General features: G+C 46.9%; 15 protein-coding genes. 11 read left to right on the top strand and 4 right to left on the bottom strand.

From position 1 onward, the window contains the following. Positions 1-297, top strand: a complete 297-nt coding sequence (locus tag CS562_RS10430; protein WP_099855500.1) for a WXG100 family type VII secretion target — start codon at positions 1-3, stop codon at positions 295-297. 105 nt (positions 298-402) lie between these two features. Here CS562_RS10430 and CS562_RS10435 read toward each other — a convergent pair whose 3' ends face one another. Next, positions 403-933 (bottom strand): hypothetical protein, encoded by a 531-nt coding sequence (locus CS562_RS10435; protein ID WP_099855501.1) that lies wholly within the window; start codon positions 931-933, stop codon positions 403-405. 148 nt (positions 934-1081) lie between these two features. Here CS562_RS10435 and CS562_RS10440 point away from each other — a divergent pair, with 148 nt between their 5' ends. Together CS562_RS10440 and CS562_RS10445 are read left to right on the top strand one after the other, a co-directional pair. Then, the gene (locus CS562_RS10440; protein ID WP_099855503.1) at positions 1082-1450 is read left to right on the top strand and encodes a hypothetical protein; all 369 of its coding nucleotides are present in this window, start codon (positions 1082-1084) and stop codon (positions 1448-1450) included. Between the two features lie 193 nt (positions 1451-1643). After that, positions 1644-1973, top strand: coding sequence for a hypothetical protein (locus CS562_RS10445; RefSeq protein ID WP_099855505.1), 330 nt, complete (start codon positions 1644-1646; stop codon positions 1971-1973). A 148-nt stretch (positions 1974-2121) separates the two neighbouring features. On the opposite strand, the gene CS562_RS10450 is transcribed toward CS562_RS10445, so the two are convergent. Genes CS562_RS10450 through CS562_RS10460 form a run of 3 tightly spaced genes read right to left on the bottom strand, consistent with a single transcriptional unit; the run spans position 2122 to position 5880 of the window. Continuing rightward, positions 2122-3285 carry a Ger(x)C family spore germination protein gene (locus CS562_RS10450; protein ID WP_099855506.1) on the bottom strand — a complete coding sequence of 388 codons (1164 nt, stop codon included), beginning with the start codon at positions 3283-3285 and terminating at the stop codon, positions 2122-2124. Further along, positions 3282-4787 carry a spore germination protein gene (locus tag CS562_RS10455; protein WP_090807766.1) on the bottom strand — a complete coding sequence of 502 codons (1506 nt, stop codon included), beginning with the start codon at positions 4785-4787 and terminating at the stop codon, positions 3282-3284. Before CS562_RS10455 ends, CS562_RS10450 begins: the two co-directional genes overlap by 4 nt. Then, positions 4744-5880 carry an endospore germination permease gene (locus tag CS562_RS10460; protein ID WP_076290323.1) on the bottom strand — a complete coding sequence of 379 codons (1137 nt, stop codon included), beginning with the start codon at positions 5878-5880 and terminating at the stop codon, positions 4744-4746. The genes CS562_RS10455 and CS562_RS10460 overlap by 44 nt, the downstream gene beginning before the upstream one ends. Positions 5881-6076: 196 nt before the next feature. Here CS562_RS10460 and CS562_RS10465 point away from each other — a divergent pair, with 196 nt between their 5' ends. From CS562_RS10465 to CS562_RS10500, 8 genes are all read left to right on the top strand, one after another. Beyond that, positions 6077-6970, top strand: coding sequence for an NAD(P)-dependent oxidoreductase (locus tag CS562_RS10465; protein WP_076290322.1), 894 nt, complete (start codon positions 6077-6079; stop codon positions 6968-6970). 247 nt (positions 6971-7217) lie between these two features. After that, positions 7218-7952 carry a nuclease-related domain-containing protein gene (locus CS562_RS10470; RefSeq protein ID WP_064640469.1) on the top strand — a complete coding sequence of 245 codons (735 nt, stop codon included), beginning with the start codon at positions 7218-7220 and terminating at the stop codon, positions 7950-7952. Positions 7953-8290: 338 nt separating this feature from the next. After that, complete coding sequence (locus CS562_RS10475; protein WP_099855508.1) at positions 8291-9190, top strand: hypothetical protein; 900 nt, start codon at positions 8291-8293, stop codon at positions 9188-9190. Positions 9191-9366: 176 nt separating this feature from the next. Beyond that, on the top strand, positions 9367-11145 hold the full coding sequence (locus tag CS562_RS10480; protein ID WP_099855510.1) for a cache domain-containing sensor histidine kinase: 1779 nt from the start codon (positions 9367-9369) through the stop codon (positions 11143-11145). A gap of 46 nt (positions 11146-11191) precedes the next feature. Then, positions 11192-12268 carry a response regulator transcription factor gene (locus CS562_RS10485; RefSeq protein ID WP_099855512.1) on the top strand — a complete coding sequence of 359 codons (1077 nt, stop codon included), beginning with the start codon at positions 11192-11194 and terminating at the stop codon, positions 12266-12268. A 143-nt stretch (positions 12269-12411) separates the two neighbouring features. After that, positions 12412-13383: an ABC transporter permease gene (locus CS562_RS10490; RefSeq protein WP_099855514.1), complete on the top strand. Its 972-nt coding sequence runs from the start codon at positions 12412-12414 to the stop codon at positions 13381-13383. 15 nt (positions 13384-13398) lie between these two features. Further along, the gene (locus tag CS562_RS10495) at positions 13399-14268 is read left to right on the top strand and encodes a carbohydrate ABC transporter permease (RefSeq protein WP_099855516.1); all 870 of its coding nucleotides are present in this window, start codon (positions 13399-13401) and stop codon (positions 14266-14268) included. A gap of 62 nt (positions 14269-14330) precedes the next feature. Beyond that, positions 14331-15986 (top strand): extracellular solute-binding protein, encoded by a 1656-nt coding sequence (locus CS562_RS10500; protein WP_099855518.1) that lies wholly within the window; start codon positions 14331-14333, stop codon positions 15984-15986. Positions 15987-16219 lie beyond the last annotated feature (233 nt).

Genomic DNA, 16219 nt, shown 5'->3' on the forward strand with positions numbered 1-16219 from the left:
ATGGGCAGAATATCCATATCCTTGTCTGATTTAAGAAGGGCTGTTCAGCAGTGTGAGCAGTTGCAGCAACGGCTCATGCAGCAGGAACAGAAAATGCGCTCCATTCATGGCCGATTGCAGCAAGACTGGATCGGTACATCCGCAACAGAGTTGACACATAAGATGCAGTCATTTATGGATGGGGCATCTGCAAAGCTGAATGAACTCGAAGCTCATAAAGAAGAACTGAAGCGATATATTCGTAAAATGGAGGAAGCGGACAGAGAAGATCGCAGGGATCGCAGCAGGGTAGAGTAATACCTCTTTACAAGAAAATAGTTAGATAGGAATGAACCTTCCCACCTAACTATTATGGTTTTTTTTTATACAGTGGAGCAATGCTTTCCGAATAGCCGATACTGATTAACGTGTAGCTGACTTCTCCTTGTTCAACGTTTGAATTTTCTCCTGCATGTACTGGTGGTAATCGCGAAAACTGCTGATGTGGTGCAAGGAATCGGAATTTTCAGACTGAATCTTAATTTTACCGTCCTGAGGCAGTTTTTTCATCTCAGCAACCACTTGTTTCGAGCCTTGAATATCTCCAGCCATCTCCTGAATTCGTTGTAACAGTGTTGGATGGCCCTCATGTTGCAGCATTTCAGCGAGCGGTCTCATTTCCTCCAGCTTTTGGGTGGATCGTTCAAGAGTGGTCATTACTTTGTCTTCATCCATGCTCGCATTTAGCGAAACCATGCGATGAATATGATCCTTTTCCATCCGTTCCAGCGCTTCAAGATGGGAAGCCTCCAGTCGTTTGGGATCGCTCCAGCTCTCGGTTTGAACAGTATCCTTCTGCTGCGAAGCATGGTTCATATTGGCATTGCCACAGCCCCATAACAGAGTCGAGCAAGTTAACACTGTTCCAACGGCGATGATGCTTTTTAACCTCATGTTGTCACTCCTTATATAATTTCCTTATGGTAGTATGAGCCGTAAATTGGTAATTATGCATGCAAACCAATGGATCAGAAGGTCCAACTTTTTAGCAAAGGTATTGTTTATAAAGTAAAAGGGTTGCTTGTTACAAAGGGGGAATCTCATGAAACTGTACACCAACAGCATCTGGCGATGGAGCACGACACTGTTGTATCCACTGCTAATTTTTTTAGATAGGAGTTGGACGGGGCAGCCCCATCCATGGTTCGCGTTAACCATTGCCATTGTGTTTTGTTTTCTATGGAGTGGGGTGAAGGAGTTATTCATCTCTACCGGACTGACCTGGTTTGTTGCCATCCCGTGCTGGTGGTACTTCATTGAACTTCCCAAACCATCGTTTGGCGCAGAGAATTTTGCTGCTCATCTGGTACTGATCGTGCCGCTTTTTATATTTGTGGTGCTACTGCCACAGACCCTAATACTGACCACACGCATGCGTATAATGGAGTACTATAGGCAGAATGGAAAATAGTCTGATAGACGGTCGCTGCATAGGGTAAATACAATAATTTAACATCATAAAAAGATCTCTAACCTGTATGGTTGGAGGTCTTTTTATTAATCAGCAAGGAATAAACTATTTATATTTCCATATCCATCCTGTAAAATCTTCTAATAAAGGTTTTTCACGTTGTGCGAATACGTTCATGCAATCAGGAGGGCATATGAGCAAGAGGAAGAATGAGAAGTTATACAATTATTTATTATTATTTTTGATTTTCTATGGAGTTACTTTGTTCATTTGGCCTATGGCTCTTTTTGGACTTGGTATGTCCTTATCGGCACCGTATCCACATACATATGATACTTCCCGTGATCTATTGGTTAAAATTCTCTTTACCTATCCTTTAGGTGTATTATTTGCGATTTTTTATTGTGGGATCAGTTACGAGAATGGGCGATATAAAGCCCCTTACTGGGTTGTTCATGTTCCATTACTTTGGCCTGTTTCATGGATAATAGTCGAATATTTAGGATTGAAATTTAGCTTTTAAAGAAAAGAGGGATGCATACATCCCTGGACAACGAAGATTAGAAGATCTCACGAAAGTTATGAAACGTTTCAGCCCCCTACACATATTAATCACAGCATAAACCAAACAATCCCCTAGTCCGTTTCATACGGCAGGGGAGTTGTTATGGCTATACCTTCCTACGGAATTTACCCGTATATGGAATGGTAATATGAATGTCCAGCTTCTGAATGGAATCTTCCGTCAGGATCATCTTTGAGCCGTTGTTGGACAGCTTGCGCCATAGGCTTGGATTTTTGCGATAAACCTTCTCCTGAAGTCCATAGACATCGACCCCACGTTTCAGACCTTCGCGATACGTTTGCAAAATTTGCTCCCGCAATGTCTTCTCGCTGAATTGGACCATCTCGTCATAGGAAACAGGGGTGATATATTCATACAAGGCGGTCAGGTACTTGGCATCGATGTTGAAATAAACCTCATTCCCACGAATGACAGGCACAATTTTGACGTTGGGCAAACCAACGCTGAGCGCGCCATAGATGGTTCCTTCGTTCTCAATAATCAATGGCGCACGCCGCATATCCTTAAGTAACCAATGGAATCCAGGAATTGTACTATGGGGCAAATATTCAAATTTATCCCCGGTTCTTTCAAAAAAAGCACCGTCAATCATAAACAATTCATAATTTTTTTTGTTCTGCGACCAGTGTTCCTTGTTCATGGTGATGCAAGGAAGATAAGTTGTCGTGGACGCATCATTATGGGTGGCAATGAGTTTGAAACTGAGCACTGGAGGAAACAGCGATTCTTCCAGGAATGAGGGAAGAGGGTTATGCAGAATACTGTCCAGCGGCGACATATTGTATATGGACGTGGCGCTCAGAATATTTTCCAATGGATCGCGAGTGCCGTATACCCAAGTTGTATAACGTGATTCAGGGAAACGTCCAAGCATGTCGAACACTTCCGTAATATGCTTGCTTGTCAGGACATTTTCGGCCATGACAATGGCCGTCACATGGCCCCAAGCGATATGGAGCTGGGAACTTCGGAACAGTTCGTTTACCGCCAGATTCAATGTTCTCCCCGATGCATGTCCAACCCACACGGGTGGGGCTTCCGCAGTTTTGGTTGAATTTTCGCTCTTGGCTACACTGGCAAAGTCCATGCTTTGAACATACATGTGATACATCCCGTCCTTGTAATCGATCCCGATCGCTTTGGCATAGTCCACCTGTTGGATCTCATAGGCACTCCAGCACCCGCTGGTCACAAAACAAAGAGAGAGACTTAGCAGTCCTAGCAACCATCGTTGTATAAGCCGCTTCATCGCTCATTCCCTTCTTTGCGCGGCTCCTGCGTTTCCAAATAGACAGGTCTGCGTTTCATCCATCCTTTCGGAAGTTTGAACAACGAGGCCAGCGCCTGTCTGAAATTAAGCGGACTGAGCGGTGTCAGATAAGGAATACCGAACGATTTCAGATCGGTCAGATAGATCAGGAACAGGATAATGGACAGAATGAACCCATAGATGCCAAGGGATGCCCCCAGTACAAAACAGAAAAAACGCAGAATCAGAACAGAACTGGTCATGACCTGATTCACAATCGTTGCTCCGGCCACTACGGTTACAGCAATGACGACAATCATGAGCGGGGAAACCATGCCTGCACGGATAGCCGAATCCCCAATAATCAATCCGCCAACAACGGTCAGCGTCTGACCAATGGCGCTGGGAAGCCTCACCCCTGCTTCCCGGAATAGCTCCATCAGAAGCATAATGAGAAACATTTCCACACCAGACTCCATAGGTAGACCCATGCGCCCAACCGAGATCGTGGCTACGAGTGGAAAGGGTAGCTGGTCCATGTGAAAAGAAGTCAGCGCAATATAGAAACCAGGCAAGAACACGGTTATTAATAGCCCGATAAAACGCAGCATACGGCCCACATTCACCGGAAGAAAAGGGAAGCTGGCATCCTCAGGGGATTTGAGAAGCAGAAACAAATTGACGGGTCCGATGATGACGCTGGGATTGCCATCCACGATAATGACGAAACGTCCGTTCAGAAGACATTCCGCCGCAAAATCAGGTCTGCCCGTGTAGTGGGTTACCGGAAACAATGTGACTTTGGAAGGGGACAATAATTCCTCTAGTTCATTGGCGGTCATAATGCGTTCGATATCGATTTTGCGCAGCCTATTCTTCACATCATCAATCAGCTCGGGATTGGCAATGTCCTTAATATACATCAGGGCGACTTTGGTCACGGAGCGAGAACCAATTAATTCAATATTACAGGCTAATTCGGCCGTACGCAGGCGTGTACGAATTAACGCAATATTGACTGATAGTCGTTCGATAAAACCATCTCGTGCCCCGCGGATCGATACTTCCGTAGTGGATTCATCCGGCGACCGTGTAGGAATGTTGGATATATCCATGCTCCACATCTTCTGGATGGAAGGAATGCAGATGAGCATATGCCCCTCAAACACTCGCAGGGACATGAGTTCCTTTCCCAGCGGATTATTCTGTATGTCTATACTTGTCCATTGCAGGGTAATGGACTTCTCGATGTCCGATGCACGAACAAAGTGAGTACTCTCGTACGTTCGCGTCAGTTCGGGAAGAATAATATCATATATGGATTTGCTGTCGACCATACCGCTGCAATACACGATGACAATCTGCTGTGGAGACTCCCCAATCATATGGCTGCTGATGATCACATCATCTGAACCTGTAAAAAACGTCGTAAGATTATGCTCATTGATTCGGAATGGTTCAGCCAGATGGGGGTTTTTCTTTGGTGTGGTTGTGAGCGGCATGGGCGGGAGCCTCCTTGTCTTTTTTGTGTATGAATGCGGCGAGGGTCAACAGGATTGTTACCGTGGATACATAGGCCAGCATCACGGGGAATTGAATATGGTTTACATAATAGTCAACGTAATCAATTCTCCACCACTGTACAGCTATTCCACACATGATGAAGGTTACAATTAGAACGGCAACGTACCTTTTCTTGGGTCTGCGAAAATCGAGCAGATCGACGATAAGATAGATGGAGATCGCCACTCTGGCAAATGAACCGCTTAGCCATTGATAGATGGACAAGAAGTCCACGTGCTGGAGCAATTTTCCTATATTCACCAGCTTCCATTGCTCATAGGGGCTATTTCGCTGTTTTGCTGCTTCCTCCGGACCGAACTCAACGATGGCTCCCAGCGTTGGACCAATCGCCATACTGAGCATGAATAACCCGAGCAGCAGAAGATGCCACCAGCGAATTTTACTTTTGATATCGTGTTGGAACAGCATCAAGATCCAGATTTCCATCAGTCCAGCAAGCGAATAGATCATGCCCCTTAGGACGGGGCCGGAACCATATTCCATGATGGGAAACAACTGGCCATAGTCCTTGTATTTTATGTTGGCTGACATCACGAAATATCCAAGCAGGATCACAAATGGAAGCAGAAGACTTGAAGTCATGGCAATGGAACGGATACCTTTGGCAGCCGCCCAGGCAGCAACCAGTGCTCCCACGCCTGCGAGCACATAGGGTGGGGTGAATTGCAGATAGGTGGATACCGTCCAGTTTGTTGTTTCATATAAGGTATGTGATCCAAGTGCAAGCAGCATGAGTGAGGCAGTGATACGGAAAATCCATGAAGGAATTGCGCCAAATTCCCGCGTAATCCAGTCCGTCAAACGCTGCCCGCGTACCCGTCGGATAATAACGAACATCATACATAGAAATAACAAAAAGAAGGGAGCAGCAGCGACTACCGATAGCCAGCCATCTCTGCCTGCATAATCCAGAATCGCCGGAATGGACAGAACATGGCACACGAGGCCTGCACTTAACAAAATGATGGAAAAGGACAGCCATATCGTGATTTCTCCCTTTTCACGGCTCATGGGAATTCTCCTTTCCGTTCAAGGAAGTTTCCGTTAGGTTGTACAAGAAATGGATTTTCGATTCCTATTTTATTTTTTTGAACAATAGAAGACGAAACAAGATAGACGGAAGAGACAGAAAGCATTAACATACAGATATAGCAAGTTTAGAAGACAGGCTCCAAACGAAGTATAGAGAAATAGGAGGAAACCTACGATGACAAATACAACGAAGGCACCTGGAGAGACGAAAGTTGGCTTTATCGGTACAGGCGTAATGGGCAAAAGCATGGCAGGGCACATCCAGCAGGCAGGCTATCCGCTGCATGTCTATACGCGCACGGCCGCTAAAGCGGAAGCGTTGGTGAAGGAAGGTGCCGTATGGCATGACACACCAGGCAAACTGGCAGCCGAGTGTGATGTCATCATCACGATGGTGGGGTATCCGAAGGATGTTGAGGAGATTTATCTTGGTGAAGATGGTCTCGTGGCGAACGCGAAACCGGGCTCTTACCTGATTGATATGACCACATCCAGTCCACTGCTGGCTGCACGGATCTATGAAGCCGCGGAAGCCAAAGGACTGCATGCGTTGGATGCACCAGTTTCCGGTGGGGATATCGGAGCACGGGATGCCAAGCTGTCCATTATGGTTGGCGGCAGCACGGAGGCCTTTGAAGCGGTTCGTCCGTTGTTCGAGCAAATGGGCACCAATATTGTGCTGCAAGGCAAGGCGGGAGCAGGACAGCATACCAAAATGTGCAACCAGATCGCGATTGCTTCAGGCATGATGGGTGTGTGCGAGGCGCTCGCTTATGCCAAGACATCCGGTCTGGACGCGGAGAATGTGTTGAAGAGCATCGCTACCGGTGCAGCCGGAAGCTGGTCACTTAGCAATCTAGGTCCGCGCATGATCGCAGGCGATTATGAGCCTGGATTCTATGTGAAACATTTTATCAAAGACATGGGTATCGCTCTCGAATCTGCCAAAGCCATGGGCATGAAGACACCAGGGTTGGCCTTGGCTGAATCTTTGTATCAGGAAATATCCAGCAACGGTCTGGATGAGAAGGGTACACAGGTGCTTTACACATATTATTTACAGGCTTAATCCTCACACCCAAGACAACAGCGTGTTCTTTTTCTTCAATAGAAAGGAATACGCTGTTTTTATAAAATTTTCCTTCTCGTATGCGTCTAAAGTCACAGTATTGGTTAAAGAATCGTATATACTTTAGTTAAACAATGGATTTTTGGCCCTCTTCCCTTTATTTTTGCCCCTCTTTATCCGACATAAGTAATAGAAGTATACATAATGGATGTGCGAAACCCACACTACAATAGAACGGAGCTTGCCCATGTTCAAAAAAATCTTGTCTCTGTTCAAGTCACAGCCAGAGCTCGCGAACCAGATATCAGCTTCCGCTTCATCTTTACCGTCAACGGCCCCTATTCCCACACGTATGGTCCGCAGTAGACGTAAAAAAACGAAATCAGATGGAGATTGGACCCGTCAGCCAGAGGAACCAAGCACTGCCCAGCAGCTGCATGCTCTTCCGGGTGAATACAAAGTTCTGAACGACTTGCTTGTTGCCAATACCAAGTCCCGCTCGGGTTATTCATCGATTGATCATGTTGTCATCGGTCCGCGGGGGATCTTCGTGATTGAGACACGAAACCTGACGACGGGTGAGATTCGTGGAGGCCGAAGAGAGGCCAACTGGACAGTCAGCAGCAGCCGAATCAAGATGTATAACCCATTGATGCAGCACCGGGGGCATGTGGAGGCCATTCAGGCACACCTGGGCGATTATAAAAGAGTTCGTCTCGTCTCCATGGTGACCTTCACCAATCGCTGCCGGATCAGTGTTGATCCAGCTGTGCGGTATGTCAATTCGGATGAACTGATTATCTATGATCATGAATTGGTGGAGACCATTCTGCGTAAAACGGAAAGGCTTGAGACCGAAGTCCCCGAAACGTTGTATAAAGAACAGGATATTCAGGCGATCTACAACATGCTGTCCGCAGTCAATTCCACGGATCCCCAGATTCGGGCTGATCATATGGAGAAGGCCAAAGGCATTAAATAAGAGGAACCTGAACCTGTTACATCATCCATGCGCGATGAATTGAAACGAATAATGCAGATCACTAAGCATACATATCAACACGGTTGTCCTTCATTTCATGGATGACCGTGTTTTTTGTTCTCTCCATAAGTAAGAATGGGACAGCCAGAAGTGCAGGTGAGCATGCAGGCACATTGTCGTATACACCCAGTATTTAACTTATGATAAAATAAAGACCAGATTACACAGTGATATATCTATGTTATCCGAAAGGATATTTATGGAATGAACTATTCATGGATTGAAGCAGAGGTTAATTGAACTCAGGTACATACATAAGATAAGGGGAAGATTACAAAATGAGATGGAATCATAGAATCAAGATGTTCACGGCCATTTTCAGCTTGGTTGCCATATTGACTGCATGTGGCGGTGGGACGAAGGAAGCAACGACGAAGGAGTCTGCTCAGGATGCTGGCACGGTGGCTACAGCAACCAATGGCTCGGCCACGTCAACAACTGACTCGTCGGCAGCAGATACGAATGCTGAAGACTCTGCGGGCACCTCCTCAACTTCCGATACAGTGGGGTCTTCGCCTGAAGAAGGCAAAATCGGAGTGGACTCTACACTGGAGGAATTGAAGGAGAAGTATGCAGACAAGCTTGGCTATATCCGTGTCCCGCTTAACGATCATCCGGTTCGCAGGGTAAGTGAAGAAGGCTCCAAAAATATTAACATCGCCAACTATAGTGATGCGGTAGTGAATATGAATACAGGTATTCCAATCCATTCCGATTCACAGCGTTTGATCGATGATGCCTTTCCTTTTTTCACAACCGTTCAGGCACCGGAAGTGTCCTATGTGTCATGGGAAGAAGCAACCAATCTGGAGCGTGCCATGGTGAAGACATTGTTTATCTCTCGTCAGGCGCTGTTACTCACGGAGGATGCCATGAAGAACAAGGATTACACCAGTCAGTCCTTTAAGGACTCGATGGTATTTTTCAAGAATGCAGCGGAGTTCGACTCCATGGCACCTGTTGCGCAGCATACGTATGACATCACATTAACGAAACTTTACGATAAAGCCCGCGAGTCGTGGGCCAAACTGGCTGCAATAGATCCGGAACAGGACGAAGCTGCATTTGCCGAGAAGTATACGGAAGCCAGAACAGAAGCGAATAACGTGATGGGGCTGCTGAACATTTTGTTATCCACCAATGAAGAAGAACGTTTGGAGCAGACATACGGCAAATAGTCTTCTATGGGAAATACTGTTCCGAAAAATGTTCTTACGGCTTATCCTTCATAGAGCAGGTAGAAACTCTGACTACCGTCGATACGGGGTCAGGGTTTTTCTGTTGTTTTACATAGGGGTATGATATCTTTTTTAAGAATAAAGTGGTACGGGACAAGGGTGAGGTGCGAAGAGTGATGAGATGGATTCAATTATGTAAACGCTTTAAATTCAGAACAAAACTGATTTTGTTTCTGTCGGCGGCGACTGTATTGATATCAGGCATCACGGGGTTAATTACTTATCGCATACATATTTCGCTGTTTAATGAAGAAGTGAGTCGCCAGTATAGTCTTACCGCAGAACAGGTACTTGCAAGACTCGATTCCAGGGTGCACGACATGTATAAAGTGACGGACTACATTACGCTGAATCCCTCCGTGAAAAATGCAATTAAGGCGCAGGCTGCGGGCATTTCCTCCTATGATCAGATGAAGCTGGAAGATGAACTGGATGACCAGTTGTATCAGGTTCGTCTCGATGCACCGGAGATCATGGGAATTCGAATCTATGATCTTAAGGGAAACATATTTAATCTCGGTACGTTTGCCGGCTCGTTTCAACAGATGGACCCTTCATATTTGGCTGAGATGGTCCATAAGCTGGAAGGGACGGGAGGAGAATATATATGGAACCGTCTGGACGCAGATGCTTTTCTTCAAGAGGAGAAATCCAACTGGATTCTGGCAGGGCGCTTAATGCGTTCTGTTGATCTGGAGACGTATGGAGTCATGTTAATCCTCTTTAATACCTCTCTGTTTGAATCCTATCTCAAGGACCTGCGTCTTAATGAAGATATTGCCGCGTATTTGTTGGATGCAGATGGGAAACTGGTATATGCGTTTCATAATCAAGATGCGGACCCACCACCGCTTACACAACTAAGCATGGGGGCAACCGAGATTAGGGACGAGCAGGGGACCGCTCATTTGTATACAAAACAAACGTCGGACAAAGCCAAGTTCACGTTGATCAGCAAAGTATCCTTGGCTCAGATTCAGCATAAGGGCAAGATTATCGTCAAAGTCGCTGTATTTTCCGCGGCAGCCACGGTTCTGTGTTCGTGGATCATTATTACCATCATCAGCCGCAGGCTGCTGCGTCCACTGGCCAGCCTGGTTAACGCGATGAAAAGAGTGCGCGACGGACAATTTGATACACGCGTTCAGATTCAGACACAGGATGAGCTGGGCTTCATTGGAGAACGATTCAATGCGATGGCATCACGGATCGATACGTTGATTCATGAAGTCTATGAGCGCGAGTTAAGTGAAAAGCAAGCTGAGCTCAAGGCTATACAGGCCCAGTTGAATCCACATTTTCTGTATAACACATTAAGCATGTTTTTCTGGAAGTTCTATATGCTAGGAGATGAGAAGTCGGCGCGTCTGGTTACGGCCTTGTCCGAGATGCTGCAATATACACTGGAGCCAGTCCAGCGGTTGACTACCCTACAGGATGAGATGACCCAGATTGACCATTATCTGCAGATTCAGCAGGCCCGATATCAGGAGGCCTTATCGATCGAGATTTCTGTTCCTCCTGAACTGCTCCGGTGCCAGGTGATTCGACTGCTGCTGCAACCCATTGTGGAGAATGTGTTTGTTCATGCCTTTGCGGACAAAAGGGACAATCGTCGTCTGGAGATTCGCGGGTTCCGATACGCGGGAAATGATGCAGAATCGGACATGCTTATTCTGGAGATAGCCGATAACGGATGCGGGATGGACCCAACCATGATGAATCGTATTTTGGCACCTTTGGCACACGCTGATGAGGAGCGTCAACATATTGGCATGCGAAGTGTACTCAGACGAATCGAACTGATTCATGGTGAGCCTTATGGTGTGCAGATCGAATCTACTGCTGAAGTGGGAACGCTGGTGCGGCTTCGTTTGCCCTATCAGCTTGGATAGGTTGCTGGACGTGAACAGATAACATGCTGAGAGGAGAATACATTCATTGAATGGACGAATGCTCGTAGTCGATGATGAAGTGATGTTTCGGCAAGGATTAATACATCTGGTTTCCAATAATCCACTCGGGTGGGAAGTAGTTGGTGAAGCTGCCGACGGAGAAGAAGCGCTGCAGGCCGTAAACAGTTGTACACCGGATCTAATTATTACGGATATCAACATGCCGGTGATGGATGGCTTGGACTTGGCAGAACAGATCCATGATCGTGGTCAGGACATTATGATCATTATTTTGACGGGCTATCGGGAGTTTGAATATGCACAGCGCGCCATCCGTTATGGTGCGATGGAGTTCCTGCTCAAGCCCTTCTCTCTGGATGAGGCCTGTCGTGTTCTGCGCAAAGCGCATGAGCGATACTGCCAGCGACAATCTGATAACCGAATTAGGGAACAGTACAGTCTGGTAGAGAGATCGGATCAATTGCGTGATGAGTTGGCAGCACTCTTGTTGAACCAGCAGATGCCGCAAATGGCTGCACGGATAGATGAACTGTTCAGCCATGCATCCCGGATGCCTCTCCCTGAATGCAAAGCCGAGATTCAGCTGCTCATGAAAGTGATGACCGATCTGTTAATGCAGCAGTTCCGTGTTCAGCAGTCTGCGAGTGTCGACAAGTTCGGCCCAGATCCGTTGCTCTGGATTCATACGGTAGCGGAAGTGATGGCTTGGGCACGCTGCAAAAGTGATGAATGGCTTGGTATGCTAGTCCGGCTTACGCAGGAACAACAGGATCACGTGGTCACACGGGTCCTTCAGTACATCGAGATGAACTATTCCAGAAATTGTAATCTTCAGGCGGCAGCCGCACATGTTCACGTGACCCCCAATTATCTCAGTCACCTGTTCAAAAAAGAAACCGGTCATGGCTTCAGTCAGTACGTCAGCAAGCGTAGAGTGGATAAGGCGAAGTTACTGCTGCACAGTACCCGGCAGAGCATGGCGGACATTGCCGAACAGACCGGGTTCGATAACTCCAGTTATTTTACAACCGTGTTCAAACAGATGACCGGGCTGTCGCCCCGCGAATTTCGCAAGCAGCCGAGCCATGAGAGCAGCGAGTAGAAGCCGTTACCGAACACAGCCCCACGATGTGGGGTTATTTTGCGTAGAAATTTAAAAAAGGATCGTTAAATATCGAATGTTTACGCTTACATTTTTATCTAAAATACAACTATAGACATCCACAGCAGAGAGGAGTGATGAACATGAAGGGAGAGCTAGCCGCAGGGCCGCCAAGGTTGGAACCGCCTGACAGCGAAGTGAGGCAGAGAATCCGGCAGCAGCGGCTTCGCCGTTTCAAGACGAATATTCCGCTACTATTGATGTTTCTTCCGGTGATCCTGTTTTATCTTATCTTTCGTTATGCGCCGATTGGGGGGCTGGTCATCGCCTTCAAAGATTATAACTTCTATGACGGGCTCTGGAACAGTCCATGGGTGGGCTTTCAACATTTTCAGACCTTGTTCAGCGATCCGCGCACAGTGGAGATCATCCGTAATACTCTATTTCTCAGTCTGCTTAGCATTATCGTGGGTTTTCCCATCCCGATTATTCTGGCTGTCATGCTGAATGAAGTGAGAAACATGGCGTTTAAGCGGACCGTGCAGACCGTGGTGTACATGCCGCACTTTTTCTCATGGGTCATCATTGCAATGATGATCATGACCGTATTTTCACTGGAGAACGGAATCGTGAACCGATGGGTGGAAGCCTGGACGGGAGAGCCGTATCCGTTCATGTACAACAAAGGCTCTTGGATCGCTGTTTTTGTCGGGTCAGGTATCTGGAAGGACATGGGCTTTAACGCGATTATTTTTCTGGCGGCACTAACGACCATCGATCCAAGCCAGTACGAAGCTGCACAGATGGATGGGGCGAGCAAGATGCGACAGATCTGGCACGTAACCCTTCCGGGCATTCGCTCCACCATTATTTTACTGCTTATTCTGTCGATGGGGCGCGTGATGGAAGTTGGATTTGACCAAGTGTATATGCTTCAGAACTCTAACGTGAACGAGGTTGCCGATGTTATCAGTACGTATATTTATCGCACAGGTCTTCAGGGAGCACAGTTCAGCCTGACGACGGCGATGGGATTATTTGAATCGCTGGTCGCTTTTATTCTCATCTATTGTGCCAACTATATTGCACGTCGATTTAACGAAGGTTTGTGGTAAGGGAGGCGGAGCAGAGTGAGAAAAACACGAGGAGAAAAAGTCTTTTATATGATCAATTATGTGTTGTTAACATTGGTCGCTATCAGCTGTATCCTGCCCCTTCTGAATATTGTGGCTTTGTCGTTGAGTGATGCGAGAGCCGTAGTATCCGGTAAAGTAGGGTTATGGCCAGTCGATTTCACCTGGTTTTCCTATCACAGTCTATTGACCGGGACGCCGATCCTGAATGCGTTCTGGAACAGTGTCGAGATTACGTTAATCGGTACGGGGCTGAGTATGGCTGTTACAATTATGGCGGCGTATCCGCTGTCGCGCAGGCATTTTTACCACCGTAGGTTTTTTACGATGGCGATGGTATTCACGATGATTTTTAACGGCGGATTGATTCCGACTTATCTGGTGGTGCAGAACCTTGGGCTGGTGAACAGTTATGGTGCACTTTGGCTGCCAGGTCTGGTAAGTACGTATAACATGCTGATTATGAGATCGTATTTTGAAAATCTGCCAGGGGAAGTGGACGAAGCTGCACGCATCGATGGATGCGGAGAGCTCGGTTTGTTATTTCGGATCGTGCTGCCTCTGTCCAAACCGTTGCTGGCGACCATTGCTCTGTTCTATGGTGTAGGGTACTGGAATTCATTCATGAGTGTGATGATTTACATCAATGATACCTCCAAGTACAACATGACTGTATTGGTCCAAAATATGATTATGTCCAATCTGAACGTGCAGGATTTTACCGATCCGACGATGATTTCGAATCTAACGCCAGAAGGTATTCGGGCAGCGGCCGTAATCGTGATGGTCATTCCCATTTTGGCAGTGTATCCATTCTTGCAAAAGTACTTTGTTAAAGGGGTCATGCTGGGCTCCATTAAAGGGTAGTGCAGGCTGCAAGCTATTCGCTTATTTCATTTCACATTATATAAGAAAGAGGGTCTGATCTTATGGTGATATCCATCAAGGCATGGATGAAGTCTGGTCTTGTTCTGGGCTTGATCGGCGGAATACTGGCAGGGTGTTCAGGAGGAAGTGGAAGTGAGCAGGCTGAAGGGGATGGTGCGCGCGGCAATATAACGTCGACGATCTATGATCGGGGCGCCGTACCAAGCGGTATGGGAACGATTGAGGATAACATGTGGTCAAAGTGGATCAATGAGAACGGCCCGGCCAATGTCAAATATACGGCGGTGCCCCGCTGGGAATCGCAGTCCAAATTAAACGTTCTGTTCGCTTCGGGCAGTGCACCGGATGTTATTTTTGAATTCGGAACGCCTATTCGGAATACGTTATTTAATCAAAAACAACTGATGCCGCTGGATGAACTGATTGAGAACTCCAGTGTGGAATATAAAGCGCTGATGGAGAAGTATCCACAGTTAAAGAAGGCTGGGATCAAGAGCGATGGCAAATTATATGAAGTGGGCCGAATGAACGAGGTATTTCCGCTGACCAGTTTCTTCATTCGTGAAGATTGGCTGGAAAAGCTGAACCTGGAGGTGCCAACGAACGAAGCAGAGATGCTGGCGGTCGCCAAGGCGTTCACAGAGAATGACCCGGATGGGAACGGTGCAGACGATACTTTTGGAATCGGAGGTTTGCAATTTGGGGACACTGCGGGATTATTCCGCTACATGTACAATGCCAATTGGGTGAACGTGGAGGACGGGGAGATCGTGGTCGGCCCCAATCACATGAAGGAAATGACAGCGTTTAAGCGGGCATTGTTTGAGGCGGGGGTAGTAGACAAGGATTTTCTGACCGACAAGGATGGAGCCAAGTCCAAGCAGGATTTCCTGAACGGGAAAATAGGCATGTATGCGGCAATGACGGCTGATTACACCGGATTTGCGGCCAAGGAACTGGATACGCTCATGCAAAATGTGCCTGATGCCAAGCTGAAGGTCATTGCTCTGCCTTCCACATCGGTGGGTCAATATACGATGGTATGGAATAACCCGGTACAGATGACGGCCGTTGTGAATGCCCGTGCCAAAAATCCGGAAGCCGTCATTCAATATATCGATTTTCTGACCAAAACCGAGACAGGCCGAACGGTCAAGAACGGGTTCGAAGGCACTCATTATACGTTGAACGAACAGGGCTGCCCGCGTATATCTGACCAGGAAAAGTACAAACAGGAAATAAGCTGGGCTGGAGATTACGCGATGCTGTACAGCCGCCTGGAGGAAGGCAAATGTGGTTACACCGAAATGCTGTTCAGTGAGGAAATCCCATCCCAGAAGGAAGGACTTCGTCTTTTCAAGGAAGCACGGGAAGTATACATGAACGATCTGCCAGTGGGAGAAGGCGTTACCCATTCGGAACATATGCCGCAGCTGCCCAAAGAGCTTCAGGTGAAGCTTACCAATGTGACAACAGCCATTAATGATATTTTCACCCGTTCCATTATTAGCGGTAGTAAGTATACGGTTGAGCAGGCTGCTGCAGAAGCGCAGCAAAAGTGGGAACAAGGTGGTGGCCCGGAGATTGAAACGTGGTACAAAGAATGGTGGAGCAAGGAAAAGGACAATGTACTTGTCTGGGATGATTTCTATGAAATCTATGAACAGCAGCAGGCCGATTTTCAGAAGTCGGAGTAAAACAGCTGGAATGAGTTGAGTGTCAACAAACATATTCGAATTGGAACCTGGGCAATCTGCCCAGGTTTTTTGTTGTAGATGCATGTTCACTCCAAGTCTATTTCAGGTTAATAATAAAAAGGAAAGAAGATATTAGCGATTTGAAGGTTCAAAATGCGATATAATAAGCGTATTGGATACGTGAAATTTTACATAGAGTTATGGAAAGAGACTAACGGAGCTGGCTGCGTGAA

Source organism: Paenibacillus sp. LK1 (assembly GCF_002750415.1).
In the GTDB taxonomy this organism is placed as follows: domain Bacteria; phylum Bacillota; class Bacilli; order Paenibacillales; family Paenibacillaceae; genus Paenibacillus; species Paenibacillus taichungensis.